At 61.1% G+C, this 23,603-nt stretch carries 24 protein-coding genes; 9 read left to right on the top strand and 15 right to left on the bottom strand.

Annotated elements, in window-relative coordinates; all coding sequences use genetic code 11:
- Positions 1–271 precede the first annotated feature (271 nt).
- The gene (locus KGB28_RS14040; protein ID WP_056726094.1) at positions 272–505 is read left to right on the top strand and encodes a hypothetical protein; all 234 of its coding nucleotides are present in this window, start codon (positions 272–274) and stop codon (positions 503–505) included.
- A 263-nt stretch (positions 506–768) separates the two neighbouring features.
- Complete coding sequence (locus KGB28_RS14045) at positions 769–1,392, top strand: flavin reductase family protein (RefSeq protein WP_223445934.1); 624 nt, start codon at positions 769–771, stop codon at positions 1,390–1,392.
- 5 nt (positions 1,393–1,397) lie between these two features.
- On the opposite strand, the gene KGB28_RS14050 is transcribed toward KGB28_RS14045, so the two are convergent.
- A complete protein-coding gene (locus KGB28_RS14050; protein WP_056726096.1) occupies positions 1,398–1,628 on the bottom strand; it encodes a hypothetical protein in 231 nt (76 codons plus the stop codon).
- 41 nt (positions 1,629–1,669) lie between these two features.
- On the bottom strand, positions 1,670–2,023 hold the full coding sequence (locus tag KGB28_RS14055; RefSeq protein ID WP_223445936.1) for a putative quinol monooxygenase: 354 nt from the start codon (positions 2,021–2,023) through the stop codon (positions 1,670–1,672).
- 339 nt (positions 2,024–2,362) lie between these two features.
- Between KGB28_RS14055 and KGB28_RS14060 the strand changes: the two genes are divergently transcribed.
- Positions 2,363–3,292 (top strand): AraC family transcriptional regulator, encoded by a 930-nt coding sequence (locus KGB28_RS14060; protein ID WP_223445938.1) that lies wholly within the window; start codon positions 2,363–2,365, stop codon positions 3,290–3,292.
- Positions 3,293–3,423: 131 nt separating this feature from the next.
- Here KGB28_RS14060 and KGB28_RS14065 read toward each other — a convergent pair whose 3' ends face one another.
- From KGB28_RS14065 to KGB28_RS14090, 6 genes are all read right to left on the bottom strand, one after another.
- A complete protein-coding gene (locus KGB28_RS14065) occupies positions 3,424–4,479 on the bottom strand; it encodes an ABC transporter ATP-binding protein (RefSeq protein WP_218427002.1) in 1,056 nt (351 codons plus the stop codon).
- Between the two features lie 18 nt (positions 4,480–4,497).
- Positions 4,498–5,346 carry an ABC transporter permease gene (locus tag KGB28_RS14070; RefSeq protein ID WP_223445940.1) on the bottom strand — a complete coding sequence of 283 codons (849 nt, stop codon included), beginning with the start codon at positions 5,344–5,346 and terminating at the stop codon, positions 4,498–4,500.
- A complete protein-coding gene (locus KGB28_RS14075) occupies positions 5,343–6,251 on the bottom strand; it encodes an ABC transporter permease (protein ID WP_223445942.1) in 909 nt (302 codons plus the stop codon). The genes KGB28_RS14070 and KGB28_RS14075 overlap by 4 nt, the downstream gene beginning before the upstream one ends.
- A 195-nt stretch (positions 6,252–6,446) precedes the next feature.
- Positions 6,447–7,550: an extracellular solute-binding protein gene (locus tag KGB28_RS14080; protein WP_223445943.1), complete on the bottom strand. Its 1,104-nt coding sequence runs from the start codon at positions 7,548–7,550 to the stop codon at positions 6,447–6,449.
- Between the two features lie 308 nt (positions 7,551–7,858).
- Positions 7,859–9,307: an aldehyde dehydrogenase family protein gene (locus tag KGB28_RS14085; protein WP_223445945.1), complete on the bottom strand. Its 1,449-nt coding sequence runs from the start codon at positions 9,305–9,307 to the stop codon at positions 7,859–7,861.
- On the bottom strand, positions 9,304–10,941 hold the full coding sequence (locus KGB28_RS14090) for a 5-guanidino-2-oxopentanoate decarboxylase (protein ID WP_223445947.1): 1,638 nt from the start codon (positions 10,939–10,941) through the stop codon (positions 9,304–9,306). Before KGB28_RS14090 ends, KGB28_RS14085 begins: the two co-directional genes overlap by 4 nt.
- A gap of 228 nt (positions 10,942–11,169) precedes the next feature.
- On the opposite strand from KGB28_RS14090, the gene KGB28_RS14095 reads away from it, so the two are divergent.
- Entirely contained in the window at positions 11,170–12,051 is an 882-nt protein-coding gene (locus tag KGB28_RS14095) for a LysR substrate-binding domain-containing protein (protein WP_150728056.1), read from the top strand.
- Positions 12,052–12,166: 115 nt separating this feature from the next.
- Here KGB28_RS14095 and KGB28_RS14100 read toward each other — a convergent pair whose 3' ends face one another.
- The gene (locus KGB28_RS14100; protein WP_223445949.1) at positions 12,167–12,781 is read right to left on the bottom strand and encodes an NAD(P)-dependent oxidoreductase; all 615 of its coding nucleotides are present in this window, start codon (positions 12,779–12,781) and stop codon (positions 12,167–12,169) included.
- A gap of 46 nt (positions 12,782–12,827) precedes the next feature.
- Complete coding sequence (locus KGB28_RS14105; RefSeq protein ID WP_223445951.1) at positions 12,828–13,706, bottom strand: MBL fold metallo-hydrolase; 879 nt, start codon at positions 13,704–13,706, stop codon at positions 12,828–12,830.
- A gap of 216 nt (positions 13,707–13,922) precedes the next feature.
- Between KGB28_RS14105 and KGB28_RS14110 the strand changes: the two genes are divergently transcribed.
- Together KGB28_RS14110 and KGB28_RS14115 are read left to right on the top strand one after the other, a co-directional pair.
- Positions 13,923–14,828, top strand: a complete 906-nt coding sequence (locus tag KGB28_RS14110; protein WP_223445953.1) for a LysR family transcriptional regulator — start codon at positions 13,923–13,925, stop codon at positions 14,826–14,828.
- Between the two features lie 223 nt (positions 14,829–15,051).
- On the top strand, positions 15,052–15,228 hold the full coding sequence (locus KGB28_RS14115) for a hypothetical protein (protein ID WP_223445955.1): 177 nt from the start codon (positions 15,052–15,054) through the stop codon (positions 15,226–15,228).
- A 9-nt stretch (positions 15,229–15,237) separates the two neighbouring features.
- Here KGB28_RS14115 and KGB28_RS14120 read toward each other — a convergent pair whose 3' ends face one another.
- Positions 15,238–16,134: a helix-turn-helix domain-containing protein gene (locus tag KGB28_RS14120; protein ID WP_223445957.1), complete on the bottom strand. Its 897-nt coding sequence runs from the start codon at positions 16,132–16,134 to the stop codon at positions 15,238–15,240.
- 190 nt (positions 16,135–16,324) lie between these two features.
- Here KGB28_RS14120 and pobA point away from each other — a divergent pair, with 190 nt between their 5' ends.
- Together pobA and KGB28_RS14130 are read left to right on the top strand one after the other, a co-directional pair.
- On the top strand, positions 16,325–17,509 hold the full coding sequence (gene pobA, locus KGB28_RS14125; RefSeq protein ID WP_223445992.1) for a 4-hydroxybenzoate 3-monooxygenase: 1,185 nt from the start codon (positions 16,325–16,327) through the stop codon (positions 17,507–17,509).
- Positions 17,510–17,587: 78 nt separating this feature from the next.
- On the top strand, positions 17,588–19,105 hold the full coding sequence (locus KGB28_RS14130; RefSeq protein WP_223445959.1) for an MDR family MFS transporter: 1,518 nt from the start codon (positions 17,588–17,590) through the stop codon (positions 19,103–19,105).
- A gap of 123 nt (positions 19,106–19,228) precedes the next feature.
- Here KGB28_RS14130 and KGB28_RS14135 read toward each other — a convergent pair whose 3' ends face one another.
- From KGB28_RS14135 to KGB28_RS14150, 4 genes are all read right to left on the bottom strand, one after another.
- Positions 19,229–20,077, bottom strand: coding sequence for a cache domain-containing protein (locus tag KGB28_RS14135; protein WP_223445961.1), 849 nt, complete (start codon positions 20,075–20,077; stop codon positions 19,229–19,231).
- 97 nt (positions 20,078–20,174) lie between these two features.
- Entirely contained in the window at positions 20,175–21,047 is an 873-nt protein-coding gene (locus tag KGB28_RS14140) for an ATPase (RefSeq protein WP_223445963.1), read from the bottom strand.
- Between the two features lie 117 nt (positions 21,048–21,164).
- Complete coding sequence (locus KGB28_RS14145) at positions 21,165–22,157, bottom strand: NAD-dependent epimerase/dehydratase family protein (RefSeq protein ID WP_223445965.1); 993 nt, start codon at positions 22,155–22,157, stop codon at positions 21,165–21,167.
- Positions 22,158–22,211: 54 nt separating this feature from the next.
- Positions 22,212–23,105, bottom strand: a complete 894-nt coding sequence (locus tag KGB28_RS14150) for a LysR family transcriptional regulator ArgP (protein WP_223445967.1) — start codon at positions 23,103–23,105, stop codon at positions 22,212–22,214.
- 96 nt (positions 23,106–23,201) lie between these two features.
- On the opposite strand from KGB28_RS14150, the gene KGB28_RS14155 reads away from it, so the two are divergent.
- Positions 23,202–23,603 (top strand): ACT domain-containing protein, encoded by a 402-nt coding sequence (locus KGB28_RS14155; RefSeq protein WP_223445969.1) that lies wholly within the window; start codon positions 23,202–23,204, stop codon positions 23,601–23,603.

The following is a 23,603-nucleotide window of genomic DNA, read 5'->3' on the forward strand; positions in this document are numbered from 1 at the left end:
TTGCGGCAGTGAAAAATGGACAAGGGCTTCATAAAAAATCTGTCACCCAGGTAAAAGAGCCGATTAATCACGCGTTAATGCTCGCCGCCCAACCTTTAACGGCCTGATCGATTCATTGCGATGTGCTCACTCAGTCCTTGAAAGCGAAAAAGCCTGACGGCCTTAACATCCAATTAATCGATCAGTAGCAGGATTTAATTGCGAAATTTAATCGATTTATCTGGCGTCTTGGCTTTTTCCACTAAACGCCAACGAGACGGGAGTCACCACCATGAAAACCAAACTGATCCTTGCCCTGGCCCTTTCCGTACTGGCCGCCAACACGTTCGCCGCCGATGGCTACGACAAAACCGGCTCGGCCTCTTTCGGCTCCGATGCCAGCGCTGCCATCGAACGCAGCCACTCGGGCACCTATGCCTCGGACGGCTTCGATAAAACCGGCACCGCGGACGCTGTCGCTGCCGACGGTTTCGACAAAACCGGTAGCGCTGAAGCTATCGGCTGAATGTGGAGGGAAACTCACAGCCCGGCTTCGGCCGGGCTTGGTCGTTATTGGGGTAAAGCAAATCTCAGGGTTGGCCGAAGACCTGTGGGAGCGGGCTTGCTCGCGAAGACGGCGGCACATCCAATATCAATGTGACTGGCACACCGCTTTCGCGAGCAAGCCCGCTCCCACATTGGATCTCATCAACTCAAGTACCGAATCCGACTGGAAATCTGCGGCGCGTGCTTGCACCATGAACGTCTCCCGAAAGCCCTGGAAATCCCATGCCCGACGACATCCACTTCTACGAACCCGCCAACGGCCACGGCCTGCCCCACGATCCGTTCAACGCCATCGTCGGCCCGCGCCCCATCGGCTGGATCTCTTCACAGGATGCCGAGGGCCGCCTGAACCTGGCGCCCTACAGTTTCTTCACCGCCTTCAACTACATCCCGCCGATCATTGGTTTTTCCAGCGTCGGGCGCAAAGACAGCCTGAACAACATCGAACAAACCGGCGAGTTCGCCTGGAACCTGGCCACCCGGCCGCTGGCCGAGCAGATGAACCAGAGCTGCGCCATGGTCGGGCCTGAGGTCAACGAGTTCGAACTGGCCGGGCTGACGACCGTCGCCTCGAAAGTCATTCAGGTGCCACGGGTGGCCGAGAGCCCGGTGTCCTTCGAGTGCAAGGTCACGCAGATCATTCAGCTGCAACGGGCGGACGGCAATGTGGTGCCGAGCTGGCTGATCCTCGGCGAAGTGGTCGCCGTGCATATCGCCAAATGGCTGTTGAAGGATGGGGTATACGACACCGCCGCGGCAGAACCGATTCTGCGCGGCGGCGGGCCGGCGGATTATTTCCAGTTGGGGCCTGAGGCCTTGTTCAAGATGTACCGCCCAGGGCGGTGAAGTGACTACCAGAGCAGGTCGGCGTCTTCTTTGACGTCCTTGAGGTGGGTCAGCTCTTTGGCCGCTGCCAGGTCGGCGTCATGGGCGGTCTTGAAGATCTGCCCTTCCAGCACTTTGTGAAAACGCGGGGCGCCGGCACCACCCAGCGCCTTGACGGCGATAGCGGCGTGGTAGCCACCCTCGCCCGGTACTACAGCGGAAACAGCTTCGAAGTGATCAAAGGCTTTACGTGCCATGTCGCGCATCCTGGCTGGTTGAGAATGCCGTCATTAAACCCTCAACCGGCCAGTTTGTGTACCGCCACTGCGGACTGCCCCAGGGCCTGCGCCACCGAGACATCCTTGAAGGTGTGGAAATCCAGGCTGTTGACCACCAGCTCCTGCACCAGCTCGGCAAAAATGTCCATCGCCGGCGTGCTGAAGTACGCGGTCATGGCCTGTTGATTGCTCCAGAAACCGGACACCAGCCACAGTTCCGGGTCGCACTGCGAATGCTGCAAGGCAAAGCTCAGGCAGCCTGGCGCTGCGCGGGACGGCTCGATCAGGGCGCTGAGGCGCACACCGAGTTCCGCCGAACGCCCGGTGCGCGCTCGAACGAAGGCCATATGACTGACGGGGATCTGCGTGGACATGTTCAACCCTCCCGGGGAGTCGCGTGGCAGCCGGGGGACGGGCTGCGACAGGATCAAAGGTTAAGGGCCGCGACGCCTGCCTCGTTAGTCGATTCCTGCCGGCGCGTTGCACAATCCTGCGAAACTGCATCGCCAGCCTGTAACAAGCTGTAAAACCCTGTCACGGTTCTGCCATACGAGTTTCAAGCAAGTTCTTGCGGCACAAGGCTCTAGTGGCTACACCGCCGGTCGCCACCAGGCAGAATCAGGCAAGCATCCGGCAGGATGTGTCTACCGCTGCCACTTGCACAAACTTATGCTCTGCTCCATTCCCTCCATGCCTTGCCGAGGATGCCGCGCATGTCGTCGCTCGATCACTTTCAAACCCCGCTGGACACCGACATGGAAAAGCAGCGCACGGAACTGGCGGCGATCATTCGCCGCAACACCGCCGAAGATGGCAGTTATGCCACGGCCATTGGCTCGCTGTTCATGTCCCGCCACAGCCAATCCCACGAGTTCGCCCCGGTGCTCGCGCAACCGGCGCTGTGCATCATGGCCCAGGGGCGCAAGGAAGTTCAGTTGGCCAACGAGTACTTCAACTACGACCCGTTGAACTACCTGGTGGTCTCGGTCTCGATGCCACTGAGCGGGCGCGTGGTGAATGTCTCGGCCGAGGAACCGATCCTGGCCTTGCGCCTGGACATCGACCCGACAGAAATCACCGCACTGATCGCCGACGCCGGCCCCCTCGGCGTGCCCACCCGGCCGACCGGGCGCGGGCTGTATGTCGAAAAACTCGACAGCGCGATGCTCGACGCCGTGCTGCGTCTGGCACGGTTACTGGACACGCCCAAAGACATCGCCATGCTCGCGCCGCTGATTCGCCGGGAGATCCTCTATCGCCTGTTGCGCAGCAAACAGGGGCATCGGCTGTACGAAATCGCCATTGCCAACAGCCAGAGCCATCGCATCAGCCAGGCGATCAAATGGCTCAATGGCAATTTTGAACAGCCGTTGCGCATTGATGATCTGGCCAAGGAAGTGAACCTGAGCGTGTCGACGCTGCATCACCGCTTCAAGGCGATGACGGCGATGAGTCCGTTGCAGTATCAGAAGCAGTTGCGCCTGCAGGAAGCACGGCGATTGATGCTCGCCGAAGGGCTGGAGGCTTCGGCGGCGGGGTATCGGGTCGGGTATGAAAGTCCGTCGCAGTTCAGCCGGGAGTACAGCCGGTTGTTCGGGGCTCCGCCGTTGCGGGATCTGGCGCGGTTGCGGTTGACGGTTTGATCCGGATCCAGTGGTGTGGCTACTGACGCCTTCGCGGGCAAGCCCGCTCCCACAGGTTTTGTGAACGCCACATACCCTGTGGGAGCGGGCTTGCCCGCGAAGAGGCCAGCAAGACCAAAATCAAATTTGGATCAGGCCCCAAGTACCCGACAAGCCTCCACCGGCAAGGTCACCGAAACCGGGTGACCAACGCTCAGGCCAAAGCCCTGGCAAGGCGTGCTCAGCGCGGTAAACGACACCCCGGAACACTCCACCGTAGTCTCGATGGTCGCCCCGATATCGCGCACGAACGTCACCTTGCCCAGCAAGCGGTTGCCCGCGGTCGCCTGGGGTGCGGACAGTTGCAGGTCTTCCGGGCGAATCAGCATCTTCACCTTTTCCCCGGCCACAATGCTGCTGCAGATCGGCACTTGCAGCGCATCGCCGCCCGGCAAGCTGACCTTGCCGTTACCCAGCACCGTGGCCGGGAAGATGTTGCCCGAGCCAATGAAGTCCGCGACGAACTCGTTGGCCGGGTGCCGGTAGATCTCGATCGGCGTGCCCACCTGCTGCACCTTGTGCTCACCCAATACGACCACGATATCGGCCATGGTCATGGCCTCGCGCTGGTCGTGGGTCACCATGATGGTGGTGATGTTCAGGCGCTGTTGCAGTTGACGGATTTCCACCTGCATCGACTCGCGCAGCTTGGCGTCCAGCGCCGACAGCGGTTCGTCGAGCAGGAGGATTTTCGGGTGCGAGGCAATCGCCCGGGCAATCGCCACGCGCTGGCGTTGGCCGCCGGACAGCTTGGCCACCGGACGATTGATCATCTGCTGCAGCTGGATCAGTTCCAGCAACTCAACCACCCGCGCCTGCTGATCGGCCTTGCTTACCCCGCGCAGTTTCAGCGGATAGGCGATGTTCTCCCCGACCGTCATGTGCGGGAACAGCGCCAGGGACTGGAACACCATGCCGAAGTTACGCAGATGCGCCGGGGTATTGCCGATGTCTTCGCCGTCCAGGCGGATCTCGCCGCCGGTCAGGGTTTCAAGGCCGGCAATCATGCGCAGCAAGGTGGTTTTGCCGCAGCCCGAAGGGCCGAGGAAACACACCAGTTTGCCCTCGGGCAAATGCAGGTTCACATCCGTTACCGCGCAGGCCGAGCCGTAATGTTTCTCGACGTTTTCCAGAATCAGACCAGACATGTGAATCACCTCAAGAAATCAGAACGAAACGCCACCTTCACCAACCAGTTTTTCGAGCGCCCAGATCAGGACGAAGTCGATCAACACGATCAGCACGGCAAACGAAAATACGGTTGGGTCGAGCGAAGACACGGTGCGGCTGTACATCCAGATCGGCACGGTCATCACATCGATGGTGTAGAGGAAGTAGGTCACGGTGAACTCGTTGAACGAGACGATGAACGCCAGCAGCATGCCCGCCAGGATCCCCGACTTCATCAACGGCACCACCACATCGACAATCGCCCGCAGCGGTGAAGCACCGAGCATTTGCGCAGCCTCTTCGACTTCACTGCCGATGGAGAGCATCGCCGCCGTGCAGTTCTTCACCACGAACGGCAACGCGAGGATCACGTGGGCAATCACCAGGCGCGAAGTGGTCATCTGGAACGGCAGGCTGTCGAACACCAGCAGCAACGCCAGCCCCAATACCACCATCGGGAACACCAGTGGCAACGACATCAGTTGCAGCGCCACGGCCTTGCCGCGGAACTCGCAACGGGTTAGCGCGTAGGCCGCCGGCACCGCAATGATCGTGGCGAAAATCATGGTCAGGCACGCCACCAGCAGGCTGGTGCTCATGGCTTTGCCCAGGCTCAGCACGTCACTGGCGTCCGGCGACACGAAGGTGTGCCAGGCGGCCTTGTACCATTGCAGGCTGTAGCTGCTCGGCGGGAAGTCGAGGTTCGACGCGCCGCTGAACGACATGACGATCATGGTCAGGATCGGCAGCACCGCCAACAGCAGGATGAAGCCCGAGAGGATGCCGGCAAACTTGCCGGTTTCACCCGGCAACAGCGACTGGCGCTTCTTGGTCAGGGTACTCATTGCGAAGCCTCCAGCATGCGGCGACGACGGCCAGTGATGTATTCGGACAGGGTCATGATCGCAAGGGTGGTGACGATCAGCACCACACCGGCAGCGGATGCGGCGGGCCAGTTCATCAGCGGGGCGATCTGGTCATGCACCATCACCGCCAGCATCGGCACACGCCGGCCACCGAGCAGCAACGGCACCACGAAACTGCTGGCGTTGTAGGCGAACACCAGGGTCGCACCGGTAATGATCCCCGGCAGACTCATCGGCAATACCACCTGGCGGAACACCTGGAAGCGACTGGCGCCGAGGGTCGCGGCGGCTTCTTCGTAGCTGCGGGCAACGCCGCGCATGGCGCTGGCGATCGGCAACACGGCCAGCGGGAAGGCGGTTTGCACCAGGCCCATCAACACGCCGTTCTGGTTGTAGAGCAGCATGATCGGGCGCTTGATCAGGCCCAGGCCCATCAGGGTCTGGTTGAGCATGCCACCGGGGCCGAGGATCACCAGCCAGCCGTAGCTTTGCAGCAGCAGGTTGACCAGCAGCGGCAGCAACACCGCCGCCAGGAAGATCCGGCGCACGAACGGCGAGGTCAGGCGCGACATGGTGTAGGCCACCGGGATCGCCAGGATCACTGCGATCACCGCGCTGATCAGCGCCAGGCGCAAGGTCAGCATCAGCGACTTGAGGTAATAGGGTTCCAGCAACTGGGCGTAACTGGCCAGGCTGAACCCGGACCATTCCGCGCCCTTGGTGCCCACGCTCATGCGCAGTACCAGGAGGCTCGCGGCAATCAATACGCCAAGAAACAGCATCGACGGCGAGAGGAAAAGCCAGGCGCGCGCGGTCGGCGAAACACCCCGACTCGGGCGCGACTCAGCGGCGCTGACCGAATGGGTCAAAGGTTGGTGTTCCATAGCAAAAGGTCTCGTCAATGGAAAGCAGCTGACAGACACAAGACCTGACGACACCGAGGTCCAATGTGGGAGCGGGCTTGCTCGCGAAGAGGCCGTGTCAGCCGACATCAATGTTGAATGTCACACTGCATTCGCGAGCAAGCCCGCTCCCACATTTGATTTGTGGTGCTTTACGGGCTTGTGTAAGTCACTCGATCAGGAAGAAAAGATTTCCGTGTAACGACGAATCCATTGGTCATGCACGCTGGCCAGGAAGGCGTTGTCGTGCATGATCGCCTTCTCGGCAATCTGCTCCGGCGTGAGGATGTACGGGCTCTTGCGAGCTTCGGCGGAGATGATCGCCTTGGCGTTGACCGGGCCGTTGTAGATGTCTTCAGCCATCTTGCCCTGCACCAGCGGGTCCAGGGAGTGGTTGATGAAGGCGTAGGCCATGTCGATATCGCCCGGACGGTTCTTCGGCATCACCGACAGCATCAGGTCGGTGTAGAAACCTTCCTTCATGCCGAACGTGGCGCCCAGGCCGTAGGCCGGATCGCGGATCTGTTTCGGGAAGAAGGCTGGTGCGTACAGGCCGCCCATGTCCAGGGAACCGGTGCGGAACAGTTCGGCGATCTGGTTCGGGTTTTCGCCCAGGGTCACCACACGATCTTTGAGCTCGGCGAGTTTCTTGAAGCCAGGCTCGATGTTGTGTTCGTCACCACCGGCCAGTTTGGCGGCGATGATGATCAGGTCCATGGCCTCGGTCCAGTTCGGCGGCGGCAGGAAGATGTTCGGCGCCGCGTCGGCATCCCACAGGGAGGCGTAGCTGGTCGGGGCTTCTTTCTGGGTGCGGGTGCTGTAGACCAGGCTGTTGCACCACAGCAGGTAACCGATGCCGTGGCCGTTGGCGCCGGTGCGGTACTTCTCCGGTACATCGACGAGGTTGGGAATGCGGTTGAGGTCGGGTTTTTCCAGCAGGTTGGCGGCGGCCAGACCTTCGGCGCCGACGCCTGCCAGGGTGATGATGTCGTACTGCGGACGATCACCGCCGGCCTTGAGTTTGGCGACCATTTCCGAGGTACTGCCGGTGCGGTCGGCGATGACCTTGCAGCCGTACTTGTCTTCGAACGTCGCGGCGATGTTGCGCAGTGCAGCCAGGCCGGTGTCATCGGACCAGGTCAGCAAACGCAAGGTCTTGCCGGCAAAACGTGTGTCGCTGGCATTGGCCTTGATGAACGGCATGCTCATGGCTGCCGCTGCAACCGAGGCTACGCCCACGGTCTTGATGAATTGACGTCTGTTCAGATCATGCTCGCCCATTACGGACTCCCTTTGTTTTTGTAGGTATAAGGCAGGTCGAAACTGTTGCATCCGCGCGACTGGATCAGCGTTAGCCCCTCTATTTTCGGGGGTTTGGTTGAACCAGCGAGTTCATCCTGAGGTCGTGTAAAACACCTGACTATCGATAAAAACTCATTGAAGCCATGACGCCAGCGCATGCCTCTTGTAGGAGCAGCCGGTCGACGCTCGACTGCTCGTGATGGGTGCAAGGGCACCGCGTACCTTCAGGCGACCCACGTCATCGTTGACGTCCCTCGCGAGCAGGCTCGCTCCTACAGTGGTCGGCGTCAGACGGCCCGGATCACGTGTTTGATTTCCTGGAAAGCCTGCAAGCCCCACGGCCCCAATTCACGGCCGATGCTGCTCTGCTTATAGCCACCCCAGGCGGTCTGCGGGAAGATCACCTGCGGCGCGTTGATCCACACAAGCCCCGCCTGCAAGGCGTTGGCGACGCGGTCAGCGGTCTGTGCATTGCGCGTCACCACACTGGCGACCAGGCCAAACTGGCTGTCGTTGGCCAGGGCAATCGCCTCGGCTTCAGAGGCGAAACGGCGTACGCAGATCACCGGGCCAAAAATCTCTTCACACCACAGTGCACTGTCGAGGGGCACTTCGGTGAACACCGTCGGCTGCAAAAAATATCCGCGCGACAGGTCGGCCGGGCGATTGCCACCGCAAACCAGCTTGGCGCCGGCACTCAAACCGCGGTCGATGTGACCGAGCACGCGCTGGTATTGCGCCTGATTGACCAGTGCGCCCATTTCCACGTTCGGGTCGAACGGGTCGGCCACGCGAATGGCTTCTGCACGAGCCTTCACTCGGCTCAGGAACTCATCGGCCAGTTCATCGGCGACCAGCACGCGGCTGGTGGCGGAGCACATCTGCCCGGCGTTGAAGAAACCACCGCCGCAGGCCACTTCCACCGCCAGGTCGAGATCGGCATCGGCCAGTACCAGCAGCGAGGATTTGCCGCCCAGTTCCAGGCTCACGCCCTTGACGGTTTCCGCCGCCCGTTGCATGACCTGCACACCGACCGCGTTGCTGCCGGTGAAGGAAATTTTCGCGATGCGCGAGTCAGCCGACAGGGGCGCGCCAACCGCGAGGCCAGTGCCGCACACCAGGTTGAACACGCCCGCAGGCAACCCGGCTTCAGCGATGATCGCCGCCAGTTCCAGTTCCGGCAGCGGCGTCACTTCCGATGGCTTGAGCACCACACAGCAACCGGCGGCCAGGGCCGGGGCGAGTTTCCACGCGGTGGTGACCATCGGGAAGTTCCACGGCACGATCAGGCCGACCACACCGCAGGGTTCACGGCGCAGGCGAGCGCTGAAGTCGTCGGTCGGCAGCTCAATGGCGCTGTCCTGTTTCGCGTCCAGCCCTTCGGCCAGACCGGCGTAATACTCGAACGTGGCGATCACGTCATCGACGTCGATCGCGGCTTCGAATTGCGGCTTGCCGTTGTTGCTCGACTGCAAGTGCATCAACTTTTCACGATTGGCCTGCACGCCCGCGGCGATTTTGCGCAGGATCGCGCCGCGCTCGGCGCCCGTGGTTTTCGACCAGTCGGCGAACGCCTGGGTCGCCGCACTCACGGCTTGATCAACCGCGCGTTCGTCGCCGCCATTGACGGTGGTCAACAGGGCTTCGGTCGCCGGGTTGATCACACGCAGGTGTTCGTTGCCGGCCGACCATTGGCCATTGATGTACAGGCCATCCAGAGTCGTAGGGAAAGTCATTTCGACACCGCCTGCATCCACTGGGTCTGGTCGATTTCAATCAGGGTCGGGCCCTGGCGATCGGTGGCCACACGCAATGCGCCACGCAGTTGCTCGACACTGCTGACCGCTTCGGCGGCGCAACCCAATGCCTTGGCCACACCGATGAAGTCCGGGGTGTAGATGTCCACGCCCACCGGCTCGATGGCGCGGTTGACCATGTATTTCTTGATCTCTTCGTAGCCCTGGTTATTCCACAGCAGCACGATCACCGGGGTGCGCGCTTCAACGGCACTGGCCAGTTCCGGCAGGGTGAACTGCAGGCCACCGTCGCCGATCAGGCACACCACCGGAGGACGCGCGCCACCTTCGACACTGCCACCCAGCCAGGCGCCAATCGCCGCCGGCAAGGCGTAGCCGAGGGTGCCGTAACCGGTGGACGAGTTGAACCAGCGACGCGGACGCTCCGGGTTGAACGTCAGGTTGCCGGTGTACACCGGTTGGGTCGAATCGCCGACGAATACCGCGTTCGGCAATTCCTGCAGCACGGTTTCGAGGAAGCGGGTCTGGGCCAGGGTCGGTGCATCCCAGGTCGCGGCCAGGTCTTCACGCAGACGGGCGGCACGTACCTGACCCCAATCGTTGCGGCGCTCGCCCAGGGTTTTGTGCGACAGGGCACTGAGCAAAGCCTGGGCGGCGTTGCGCGAATCGGCCACCAGCGCCACGTGCGGCGGGTAGTTGCGCACGGTCTGGTCCGGGTCGATATCGACGCGCAGCAACTTGCCAGGAATCTCGAAGCCACCGGCGAAGGTCACGTCGTAGTCGGTCTCGGCCAGTTCGGTACCGATGGCCAGGACCACGTCGGCCTCGGCGACCAGCGCACGGGTGGCGACCAGGCTTTGGGTCGAGCCGATCAGCAACGGGTGGCCGGAGGCGAGCATGCCCTTGGCATTGATGGTCAGGGCGACCGGCGCGTCCAGCAGCTCGGCCAGCTCAGTCAGCTCGACGGCCGCGTCGATGGCGCCGCCACCGGCGAGAATCAGCGGACGCTTGGCGTCGGCCAGCAATTCGGTCATGCGCGAAACAGCGCTCGGCGAAGCACCGGCGCGGTCGATGTTGACCGGCAGGCTGCTGAGCAGGTCATCGGCTTCTTCGACCAATACGTCCAATGGAATTTCGATGTGCACCGGACGCGGACGGCCGGCCTGGAACAGTGCAAAGGCGCGGGCCAGCACGCCCGGCAGCTCGGACGCCGACATCAGGGTGTGGGAGAACGCCGCGACACCGGCGCACAGTGCGCCCTGGTTCGGCAGCTCATGCAGCTTGCCGCGACCGCCGCCCAACTGGCTGCGCGATTGCACGCTGGAGATCACCAGCATCGGGATCGAATCGGCATAGGCCTGGCCCATGGCGGTGGTGATGTTGGTCATGCCAGGGCCGGTGATGATGAAGCACACACCCGGTTTGCCGCTGGTGCGGGCGTAGCCGTCGGCCATGAAACCGGCGCCCTGTTCGTGGCGCGGCGTGACGTGGTTGATGCTCGAACGGGCCAGCCCGCGATACAGCTCCACGGTATGCACCCCCGGAATACCGAACACCTGCTCGACCCCGTAGTTTTCGAGTAACTTGACCAATACTTCGCCGCACGTCGCCATGTCTTTGCCCTTTTTGTTCGTTTGAGACACAAGGGCCCTTGTGGGAGCGGGCTTGCTCGCGAAAGCGGTGTATCAACCGACATCAATGTTGAATGTAAGACCGCTTTCGCGAGCAAGCCCGCTCCCACAGGGTCCGTGGAATGGCCTCATTGGAACGGGCGACAGGTAGCCGCAACAATGGATAAAAAGTCATACTAGCCATGTCCTCACGTCATACCTTGGATCCCAATGAAACGACTGCCTCCCCTGCCGGCGCTGCACACCTTTCTGATTACCGCGCAGTGCTGCAATTTCACCCGGGCCGCCGAACAGCTGCACATCACCCAGGGCGCGGTGAGTCGGCAGATCGCCGGGCTGGAAGATCATCTGGGTTATGAGCTGTTCATCCGCCTGGCCCGAGGCCTGGACCTGACAGCCGAGGGACGGGAATGGCTGCCACGGGTCCAGCAGATTTTCGGCCTGATCGACGAGGCCGTTGAGCAGATCGGCGAGAAGCGCGAAACCCTGCAACTCAAGGCACCGACCTGCGTCATGCGCTGGTTGCTGCCGCGTCTGTTGCAATGGCAAAGGGAACGCCCGGACGTGCCGGTGGAACTGACCACCACGGTCAAGCACGGGGTGGATTTTCATCGCGAGCAGTTCGATGCCGCGGTGATGTACGGCGCACCGCCGGACGATTCATTGATGTCACAAAAACTCTTCGACGAACAACTCACGCCGGTGTGTTCCAGACCGATGCTCGAAGGCCCCATGCCTCTGCAGACACCAGCCGATCTGCAACAGCACCTGTTGCTGCACCCGACCCGCGACGAGCGTGACTGGAAGGCCTGGTTGAAAGCCGCAGATGTGCACCTGACCAATGTCGGCAAGGGCCAGCATTTCGAAACACTGGACCTGGCGATGTCGATGGCGTCCCAGGGAACGGGGGTGGCGATTGGCGACTGGTCGCTGATCGGCGATGACCTGAACGCCGGGCGGCTGGTCATGCCATTCGAATTGAAAGTGACGACAGGACTGGCGTATTACCTGGTGTTCCCCGAAAAACCCGGGCCTTCGCCGAAGTTGCGTGAATTGATGGGCTGGTTGGTGGAGCAGGCGCAGAGCCGCTGAAAAGCTTCGCGAGCAAGCCCGCTCCCACAGTAGATCTCTCGTGAACACACTATTTGTGTACGACGGTGATCACGTGTGGGAGCGGGCTTGCTCGCGAATGGTTTAAGCCACGCCATCAATACCCGACCGCAAAGCGCTGCCGCGAATGCTTCGGCGCTTCCACTTCGTCGAGCATCGCAATCGCGTAGTCGGCAAAGGTAATCCAGCTGCGCCCTGCGCTGCTCACCAGCAAATCATCCTGACCGAGGCGGAATGTCCCCGTGCGCTCGCCCTCGACGAATTCAGCCGATGGCGACAGGAAGGTCCAGTCCAGATCCCGCTCTTCACGCAAGCTTGCGAGAAATTCGGCACCGGCGCCGGCCTCTGCCTTGTAAGCCTCAGGGAAACCTTCGCTATCGATCACTCGAGTGCCATCGGGCAATAGCAGCGAACCCGCCCCGCCCACCACCACCAGACGTTTGACCCCGGCTCTTTTCACCGGGCCAACGACTGCGCTGGCAGGCAGCGTGGCGAAATGCGCCGCGCTGATAACCACGTCATGGCCCGCAATTGCAGCTTGCAACGCAGCGGCATCAAGAGCATCGACGGCCTTGCCGGCCACACCTTCACGCAGGTCGATTTTCGATGTGTCGCGGGCGATGGCGGTAACGCTGTGACCGCGACGCAGGGCTTCTTCCAGCAGTTGGCTACCGGCACGACCGGTGGCACCGATGATTGCGATTTTGCTCATGACGTTCTCCAGTGGGTTGAGCTTCTTGGACTTCAGTTGAGGCGGGTTACCACTTCATCTCGCCCTTGGCGACCTTGGCGCTCAGCTCCAGGGAGCTTTCGTCACTCAGGGTCGGGAAGCGTTTTTTCATCGCCACGATCAGCGCGGCAGAATCCTTGGCCTTGGCGGTTTCCTCGTCGAAGGCCTTGATGTAAGCGGCGGTGAACTGCACGGCTGTCAGGGAGCGATCGCTCTCGCCGAGGTAATGACCCGGCACCACGGTCTGCGGTTTCAGGGTTTCAATGGAATGCAGCGTAGCCAACCAATCGGTATGGGACTGTGGCGTTTGCGTGTCCGCCATCCACACGTGGATGTTTTTCGCCACCACGACACCACCGACCACGGCCTTGATCGACGGAATCCACACAAAGCTGCGATCCGGCTGCGGGCCCTCAAGACCCAGCACCTGCAACTTCTGCCCTTCGAGGTTCAAGCTGTCGCCCTTGAGCACGTCCGGCACGATGGTTTTGGCCGGCACGTCGGTGCCCATTTTCGGGCCCCAGAACGCCAGTTTGCCGCCGACGGTTCGCTTGATGTGGTCGACGGTCGGCTGCGAGGCGAGGACCTTGGCCTTGGGGAACGCAGCCGTCAGGGTATCGAGGCCGAAGTAGTAGTCCGGGTCACCGTGGCTGATGTAGATGGTGGTCAGTTGCTTGCCGCTGGCGCGGATTTTTTCCACCACCTGTTCGGCCTGGGATTTGCCGAATTGCGCATCCACCAGGATCGCTTCTTTCTCGCCACTGACCAGCACCGAGGTTACCGGGAAGATGGCTTTTTCGCCGGGGTTGTAGACATCCAGCGTCAGGGTCGAGGCGGCTGCATGGGCGGCGAAACCGAGGGCGGCGCTTGCCAGCAAAATGCGCTTTAAAGTGGTGAAACCGATCATCTGTTGCTCCGTATTCCAATGGCTGTCGTGGTCCCTTGCAGGAGCGAGCTTGCTCGCGATGGTCGTAATCGATGACGCATACTTGCCGGTTAAACGCGGCGCCTGGGGGTCCATCGCGAGCAAGCTCGCTCCTACAGAGGAACAGAGCTTAGTTGCCTGAGTCAGTACAAAAAATGCGATGCTTGAACATAGTTTGTTTCTGAAAGCGGGCAAATCATGGATCGTCTTCAAGCAATGCGCGTGTTCGTCACGGTGGTCGACCTCGGCAGCCAGTCGGCCGCCGCCGATCATCTGGAGCTGTCACGGCCAGTGGTGTCGCGGTATCTGGCGGAACTGGAGGACTGGGTCGGCGCGCGCCTGATGCATCGCACCACGCGCAAGTTGAGCCTCACCGCCGCCGGCACCGAGATCCTGCCGCGCTGTCGGCAGATGCTCGATTTGTCCAGCGACATGCAAGCCGCCGTCAGCGAACCGGATGACGCGCCGCGCGGCCTGCTGCGGATCAGCGTCAGCACCTCCTTCGGCCAGGCGCAACTGGCCGATGCCATGGCCGCCTATGTCCGACGCTACCCCGGCGTCAGCATCGACATGCAGATGCTCGACCGCACCGTGAACCTGGTGGATGAGCGCATCGACCTGGCGATCCGCACCAGCAACGACCTGGACCCGAACCTGATCGCCCGCCGCCTGACGGTTTGCCGCTCGGTGATCTGCGCGTCCCCCGCTTACCTGCGCGAGCACCCGGCGCCGCAACGGGTCGAGGACCTGAGCCTGCACAATTGCCTCACCCACTCCTACTTCGGCAAAAGCCTGTGGCATTTCGAGCAGGACGGTGAGCAGGTTTCAGTACCGGTGCAGGGCAACATCAGCGCCAACGAGGCCAGCACGCTGCTGCGCGCAACGATCGCCGGCGCCGGGGTGGCGATGCTGCCCACGTACCAGGCCGGCGTGCACATCCACAGCGGCGAGTTGATTCGCCTGCTGCCGACGGCCGAGCCCCGGCAAATGAACGTGTATGCGGTGTATGCCTCGCGCAAGCACATGCCGGCGGCGTTGCGCAGCTTGCTGGATTTTCTGGTGCTTAGATTTCCGGAAGAGCCGGAATGGGATATCGGGTTGTGACCGGATCGAAAATGTGGGAGCGGGCTTGCTCGCGAAGAGGTCGGTACATCCGACGTAGATTTTGCGCGTGAAGTACCGCTTTCGCGAGCAAGCCCGCTCCCACAAGGGGGGCATCAATGTTCTGAATACCGCGTCAAATGCCAAACCCGGTTTGCTGGTAACTCACCGACGCTGACCTATGCTCAAAGTAATACCGAAAGGTATTCGTTCAGAGGTCAACGCCATGAACATCAGAACAAGAAGATACCTCGCGATTTTCATCACCTGTGCGGTCACACTCGGGCTGTATGGCGCTGCGGCCTGGCGCGTCGAGCAGTTGCGCAACCTGCCCCGTGAAACCGCGAGCTGCAACTTCGAGCGCTGCATCCCCCACAACGCTACCTTCAACACCCTCCGGTAACGAAGGGGGTCAGGCTTCGTTGTCCTGATCGGCCTTCAAGCGGTCACGAAATGCCTTGGGCGAAATCCCCACTCGACGCCGGAACAGGCGCGTGAAGTTGGTCGGATCGGAAAACCCCAACACGTCGGACATTTCATAAATGGTCATGCTGGTGTAGGTCAGCAAACGCTTGGCCTCCAGCAATTGCCGTTCGTGCATGATCTGCAACGCCGGTTGCCCCGCCAATTCACGGCAGGTGCCGTTGAGGTGCGACACGGATATCCCCAGTCGGTGCGCCAGGTCCTCGACCTTGACGTGCTGGCGATAGGTCTCTTCCACCAGCTGAATAAACCCGTTGAGGTATTCCCGGGCCCGCTGCGGTCGCGCCATGGCGGTGCGACGCTGGATCACCTGGCGGCTGACCCACACCACGATCACGCTGACCAGCGAATGCATGAGCATTTCCCGCGCCGGTTGATGGCTGGTGTATTCGTTCTGCAAGGCACTGAACAGGCTGTTGAGGTACTCGGCGTCCTTGCCTGCCGGGTAGCTTTCGGACTGGGCCAGGGCATTGACCGACTGTCCCAACTGCATCTGCAGGTGGGCAATCAGCGGCGTGGCCAGGGTTACGACAAACCCTTCCACGTCCTCGGAAAAGCGAAAGCCGTGCACCGACAACGGTGGCAGGATCTGGATCGCCGGTTCCACCAGTTGCGTACGTTTGCCTTCGATTTCAAGCTCGGCCTGACCTTTGAATACGAAGAGCAACTGGCACAAGTCAGCATGGCGGTGCGGTTTGATTTCCCAATGATGTTCGCGACTGCGTTTGGAAATGGTTTCACAGTGCAGCAAGTCCGGGGTCGGCCAATCCAGGCTTTCACCGTAGAGCTTGAACACTGGAATCGAAGGCAGGTCAGGCTTGTTCATCACTTCAATCCAGGCCTCGGAGTAGATGGCGGGCGATAATCGCACCGATTGGCAGAATGTACAGCTATCGGCTCAGTTTTCACCTTCAATTGACAGACCCGCAAGGGAAAAATGCAAGCACTCGATCCATAAAAATCATTCACCGGCCCTGGTCGCGTGAAGCTTGCGAGTCATAAGAACAATGAAAACGCTGAAAACCCAAGTCGCCATCATTGGCGCCGGCCCTTCTGGCTTGTTGCTCGGCCAATTGCTGCACAATGCCGGAATCGACACCCTCATTCTCGAACGTCAGACCCCGGACTATGTACTCGGCCGAATCCGCGCCGGCGTGCTTGAACAAGGCATGGTAGAGCTGTTGCGTCAGGCCGGCGTGAGTCAGCGCATGGACGCCGAGGGACTGGTGCATGGCGGCTTCGAGCTGGCCCTCGACGGACGCCAGGTACACATCGACCTGCACGCCCTGACGGGTGGCAAGACCGTGATGATCTACGGGCAGACCGAAGTCACCCGCGACCTGATGGCCGCTCGTCGGGAGGCTGGCGCGCAAACGATTTATCAAGCCGACAACGTCGTTCCCCACGGCATGAAAACCGACGAAGCGTTTGTCACTTTTGAGAAGGACGGCGAGCTGTATCGTCTCGATTGCGACTACATCGCCGGTTGCGACGGCTTCCATGGAGTGGCGCGGCAATCGATTCCCGCCGACAGCCTGAAAGTCTTCGAACGGATCTATCCGTTCGGCTGGCTCGGGATCCTGGCCGACACCCCGCCTGTCCATGAAGAACTGGTCTACGCCCGCCATGAGCGCGGATTTGCCTTGTGCAGCATGCGCTCGCCGACACGCACCCGTTATTACCTGCAAGTGCCCACCAGCGATCATGTGGATAACTGGTCGGATCAACGCTTCTGGGACGAACTCAAGTCGCGACTGCCACAAGAGCTGGCGGACAAACTGATAACGGGTCCGTCCATCGAAAAAAGCATCGCGCCACTGCGCAGCTTCGTCGTCGAACCCATGCAATACGGGCGCATGTTCCTGGTCGGCGATGCCGCGCACATCGTCCCGCCCACCGGCGCCAAGGGCTTGAACCTGGCGGCCAGTGACGTCAGTACGCTGTTCAATATCCTGCTCAAGGTTTACCGCGAAGATCGCCTTGATCTGCTGGAGAAATACTCGGAAATCTGCCTGCGCCGCGTGTGGAAAGCCGAGCGGTTTTCCTGGTGGATGACCTCGATGCTGCACCGTTTCGATGACCACGATGCCTTTAGCCAGCGCATCGCCGAGTCGGAGCTGGAGTATTTTGTCGGCTCCGAAGCGGGTCGCAAGACCATTGCAGAAAACTACGTCGGGCTTCCTTATGAGGCTATCGAATAGCTTCCTACCGACTTACACTGGCGAGCATCCCCGCTCGCCTTGCTACTTGCGGGTCAATCACTGCCCGCAGGTTTTCCCGTGACCAATCTCCACCAGCCTGAAACGCCTAAACCAGCGATCCGCAGCGTGCTGATCGCCCTGATGCTGGCGATCTTTCTCGGGGCGCTGGACCAGACCATCGTCGCCGTTTCGATGCCGGCCATTTCCGCGCAATTCAAGGACGTCAGCCTGTTGGCCTGGGTGATTTCCGGCTACATGGTGGCCATGACCGTGGCGGTGCCGATCTACGGCAAACTGGGCGACCTGTACGGGCGGCGCAAGCTGATGCTGTTCGGCATGGGCCTGTTCACCCTGGCGTCGGTGTTCTGCGGCATGGCCCAGAGCATGGAGCAACTGGTGCTGGCGCGGATCCTCCAGGGCATCGGCGCTGGCGGGATGATTTCGGTGAGCCAGGCGATCATCGGTGACATCGTGCCGCCACGGGAGCGCGGTCGTTACCAGGGCTATTTCAGCAGCATGTATGCCGTGGCCAGCGTGGCCGGCCCGGTGCTTGGCGGCTACATGACCGAATACCTGTCCTGGCGCTGGGTGTTCCTGATCAACCTGCCGCTGGGCCTGGGTGCCTGGCTGGTGGCCCATCGCACACTGGTGGGGCTGCCGATTCCGCAACGCAGACCGATCATCGATTACCTGGGCACCGTGCTGATGATCATCGGGCTCACGGCATTGTTGCTGGGCATCACCCAGGTCGGCCAGGGCCATTCGTGGCGCAGCGCCGAAGTGTTGGCGCTGCTGGCCAGTGCGGTGCTGGTGCTGGGGCTGTTCGTCGTCCACGAGCGGCGGGCACGGGAGCCGTTGTTGCCCATGCATCTGTTCGCCAACCGCAACGCGATCCTGTGCTGGTGCACGATTTTCTTCACCAGTTTCCAGGCCATCTCGCTGATCGTATTGATGCCGCTGCGCTTTCAGAGCGTCACCGGCGCCGGTGCCGACAGCGCCGCCCTGCACCTGCTGCCCCTGGCCATGGGCTTGCCGATTGGCGCGTATTTCGCCGGCCGCCGCACCTCGGTGACCGGGCGCTACAAACCGATGATCCTTGCCGGTGCAGCGCTGATGCCTGTCTCGATTATCGGCATGGCATTCAGCCCGCCGCAGGCGTTCGTCGTCAGCAGTCTGTTCATGCTGCTCTGCGGGATTGCCTCCGGCATGCAGTTCCCGACGTCATTGGTCGGCACGCAGAACTCGGTGGAGCAGCGAGACATCGGCGTGGCCACCAGCACTACCAATCTGTTCCGTTCGCTGGGTGGTGCCGTGGGTGTGGCGTTGATGTCGGCGCTGCTGTTGGCGTTATTGCAGGATTCGAGTTTCGCGCACCTGGCCGGTTCGTCGCTGATTGCCGAAGGCAGCTCGGGGAATGTGTTGCTGGACGGGTTGAATGCAGCACCGGGGGACGCGCAGAACGCCTTGCGTGGCGAGTTGTTGCTGACGTTCCGGCACTTGCTGACGGTCAGTGCGGTGGTGTCGTTGCTGGGGCTGGCGGCGGCGATTGCCATGCCGAACATGTTGTTGCGCGGGCGGGAGGATAAGGTTCGCTAGGCAGACCGCGTCGCCTGTATTCGCGAGCAAGCCCGCTCCCACATTAGACTGAGTTGTTCATGAGTACGCAGTCAACTGTGGGAGCGGGCTTGCTCGCGAAGACGGTTTAACAGTCACTACCATTCAAGGGCTGTAATACCCGACAGCCACCAGAAAATGCCCGACCTTTTTCAGGTAGGCATGTTTGTTCTCGACCTTGCCGGTCACCGGGTTTTTCCAGCGGTATTCGTATTCGCCATCATCCTGCTGGGCCATCAACGCCAGAATCGGCTCGCCCACCGGTTTGCCTTCCGGGTCCAGGACCTTGCTGAAGTCGGTATTGATCAGCCGCAGATTGGTGCCGTGGGCCACGTAACGTTGGGTGTCCAGGTCGACGACAAATACGTACAGGTCATCCTGCAGGTAGCCGCCCTTGAGGGAATTGATCGCCGTCAGGGTGCCCTTTTCGTCCTTGGCCAGATCGGTTGCTGCTTTGTTCAGCAAGGCCATGGCCTGTTCGGCGGAAGCCCGTGGCAGGTAATAACCGACCGCCAGAATCCGCTGGCCGATGCGCTGGTAGTAGACATGCTTGCGCTCGACCTTGCCGTCGCTCCAGTTCTGCCAGCGATATTCCGCCTGCTGAATGCCATTGCCTTCCGGTACTTTCAGGGCGTCCTTGAAGGTTTTCTGCAAATCCGGCCCAAGCACTTCCGACACGTCCCGACCAATCAATGCCGACGACGGCCCGCCGCTGGCGAGCATCACGCCCTTGGTGTCGAGCACAAAGACATAACGGTCCTTGTCGACAAACTCACCCTGACGGCTGAACGCCGCAAAGGCCTTGTCGCCATTCTCGTGGTAGTAGGCCAGGGCTTTTTCCAGCAGGGCGATGGCCGCCTTGCTGTCGTCCTTTTCCGTCCCGGCGGCTTGCACCTGGCCCAGGCACAACAAAAACATGCCGCACAGCAAGGCGAACCTATGCAGAAACCCCATTGCGCATCCCTCGTTCCTGGTGGTGTTTGAAGAGCGTAGACGGCAATGGGGGGATGCATGGATATCAGGATCCTCCGGATCTTCCTGAAGCAGTCAATTACTGCCGGGCGCGCAGTTGCTGCTGCAAGTTCTGGATCTGCGCCTGAAGGGTATTGATGTTGCGGGTGACCTGACTGCGGAAGGCATCGAACTCGGCCGTATTGGTCGAACCCTGCGCGGCGGCCGGGCGGTTGTCCTGTTCGCTTTTGAGCACAATCATGTCTTGCTCAAGACGTTCGATGGCTGCGCTCGGGTTGCCTTGCTTTTTCAGCGAGACAATATCGGCGCCCAGGCTTTTGAGCTGTGCATCGAGTTTTTCGGCGTCCGACGGGGCACTTTTCAGGGCGGCCAATTCAGCGCTCAAGGCTTTGACCTGGGCCTGCAACTGCGTGTTGACCGTCTGATGTTCGGTGTCCTGGGCAGTCAACTGCACCAGACGCTTGTCCAGTTCGCTGGTTTGCGCGGTCATCTGTGCCAGCCGCTTGTCCAGGTCCGAGGCCTGGCCGGCAACACCTTGCTGCTGGGCGCTCTGGTCCTGGAGCTTGCTTTCCAGCTGGCGGATTTGCAGTTTCAAGGCCTCGCTGTCAGTGGTGACATTGGTCTGGCTGGCAACAACCTTTCCGGAAATATCCTGCAAGCGCCCTGCCGCTTCCTCACTGATCCGCGCGAAGCTTTCCTGGGTCGCCACCAGTTGCTGTTCCATCAGGGAGATCTGCTGGAAGCTCCACCAGGCCAGGCCCGCGAACGCAAAGATCAGCGCCCCGACCAACGCCCACAGGGGGCCGGTGCTCGCCGCCTTGACCTTCACCACTGGCGCCGGGCGCGAATGCACGACCGTGCGGGCAGTGGGCGGAAAATCGTCATCGAGAACGTCTGCACGCAAGCTCGGTACATCGTCGAAGTCGTCGTTGGCATCGTTACGCATGGACATTGAATAAACCTTAGTGAAACACATGATGGCTTTATGCCGCGCAGTATAAACCCCACAGCCGTAACCATTGACCCTGAAGTCCCGTATCCGGTTCAGTAAGGGGTCGTTGTCCTGACATCATCGAATAGCCTGGGCCTTCCACCAGCCACAGAATTCATCGAGCGCCGTCCAGAGGCTGACCTTGGGATCGTAATCCAGATAGTGCCGGGCGCGGCTGATGTCCAGGGTGAAATTTTTGTTCATGACCTGCATGCCCAGACGCGACAGCGTCGGCTCGGGGCGCCCCGGCCACAACTTGCACACGCCCTCGTTGAGCGCGGCCACGCTGTAGGCCAGGCCGTAGGAACGGTAGCGGGTGACCTGTGGGACTTCCATGTTGCGCATGACGTAATTGACCACGTCCCACAACGGAACCGGCGTGCCGTTGCTGATGTTGTAAGCCTTGCCCAACGCAGAACCACTGGCCAGCAAACTGCTGAGCAACGCCTCGTTGAGGTTTTGCACGCTGGTGAAATCAACTTTGTTCAGACCGTTGCCGATGATTGCCAGGCGCCCCTTGCGCTGCATGTTCAACAGGCGCGGGAAGATGCTCATGTCGCCGGCCCCGGTGACGAAGCGCGGGCGCAGGGCCAGGGTTTCGAGGCCGAACTCCTGGGCGCCGAAGACTTTTTGCTCGGCCAGGTACTTGGTGGCGGCGAAAGGGTGCTTGAAGCGCTTGGGCACTTGTTCTTCGGTCAGGCCCAGGTGATCGCGTCCATCGAAGTAGATCGACGGCGACGACAAATGCACCAGCCGCCGAACCCGTTGCTTGAGGCAGGCTTCGACCACGTTCTCGGTGACCTGGACGTTGCCCTGATGGAAGTCCTGATAACGTCCCCACAAACCGACGGCACCGGCGCAATGCACCACGGCCTCGACGTCCGAACACAGCTCGCGCGCCAGTTCCGGGTCGCTCAAGTCGCCCTGGATAAACTCGGCTCCGCGGCGTACCAGATGCTCCACACTCTCGGCCCGGCGACCGTTGACCCGCACGTCCAGGCCCTGCTCCAGGGCAAAACGCGCAAAGCGCCCGCCGATGAAGCCGCTTGCGCCGGTAACCAGAATCTTCATGAATTGCTCCGAATATTTCGCTTTGCGTATTACGTGAGGTCTTGACGCTGCGCGTCAGTCCAAGGGCACCAGCCATTGCTTTGATGCACTGACCAATTGATCGGTGAGCAGCCCCAGCAACTGGCCGCCATTACGCCAATGATGCCAGTACAGCGGCACATCGATCGGCTTATCTGGCAGCAACTCCTTCAATACCCCCCTTTCAAGTTGCTCGCGCACCTGCAGTTCCGGAACCAGCCCCCAGCCCAGCCCGGCTTCCGTCAGACGAATGAAACCTTCGGAAGACGGGCATAAATGGTGTTCGAAGCCGCCCTCGACGCCGAGGGACGCAAGGTAGCGATGCTGCAGGAAATCGTCCGGGCCAAACACCAGCGCCGGGGTTCGGGCCAACTGATCGGCGCGTACGCCTTGTGGAAAATGCCGGGCAATGAAGGCGGGACTGGCCAGTGCCCGGTAACGCATCGCCCCTAGCAACACGCTGCGCGCCCCCGCCACCGGCCGCTCGCTGGCGCAGACACAGGCCGCCACTTCACCGGCACGCATGCGCTTGAGGCCGACGGTCTGGTCTTCGACCACCAGATCCATCAGCAGATGCTGTTCGGCACAAAACGCCCCCACGGCCTGCGCCCACCAGGTGGCCAGGCTGTCGGCGTTCAGGGCGATCCGCAGGCGTTCCGGCAGACCCTCTTCATCCAGCGCCGGCACCAGGCTTTGCAGATCCCGTTCAAGCAATCGCACCTGCTGCACATGGTTGAGCAACCGCCGACCGATTTCCGTCGGCGTTGGCGGCGTGGCCCGCACCAGCACAGGCTGACCAACCCGCGCTTCCAGCAGCTTGATGCGCTGGGAAATCGCCGATTGCGACAGGCCCAGCACCTGGGCCGCCCGTTCAAAACCGGCCTGTTCGACCACGGCGGCGAGGGCAGAAAGCAATTTATAGTCGAACATCAGTTTTCCTAATGAGCGATCAGCAAGATTGGTTTTTCTTATACAACCTTCACAAGGACAATGACCAGCAAGAACTCTTGAACAAGGATCACCCACATGGCTGGCGAAACTTCATTGGCAACGCTGCTGCGCAGCATGAGCCCGCAACTCAATGCCGGCGAATACGTGTTCTGCACCCTGCGCGACGGCAAGTTGCCTACGGAGCTGGAAATTGTCGGCAGCTTTCGCGAGCAGGAAGGCCTGACCGTGATTCTCGAACGTTCCCGTGCCGTAAAGGCCGGGTTCAGCTTCGACTACATCGCCGCCTGGATCACCTTGAACGTACATTCGGCCCTCGAAGCCGTCGGCCTGACCGCCGCGTTCGCCACGGCATTGAGCCAGGCCGGAATCAGCTGCAACGTGATTGCCGGCTACTACCACGACCATCTGTTTGTCGGCCAGGCCGACGCCGACCGTGCCCTGCAAGTGCTGCGGGATCTGGCAGCCAACGCGGAGTAA

The organism is Pseudomonas sp. BF-R-19, from assembly GCF_019956445.1.
In the GTDB taxonomy this organism is placed as follows: Bacteria; Pseudomonadota; Gammaproteobacteria; order Pseudomonadales; family Pseudomonadaceae; genus Aquipseudomonas; species Aquipseudomonas fluorescens_BH.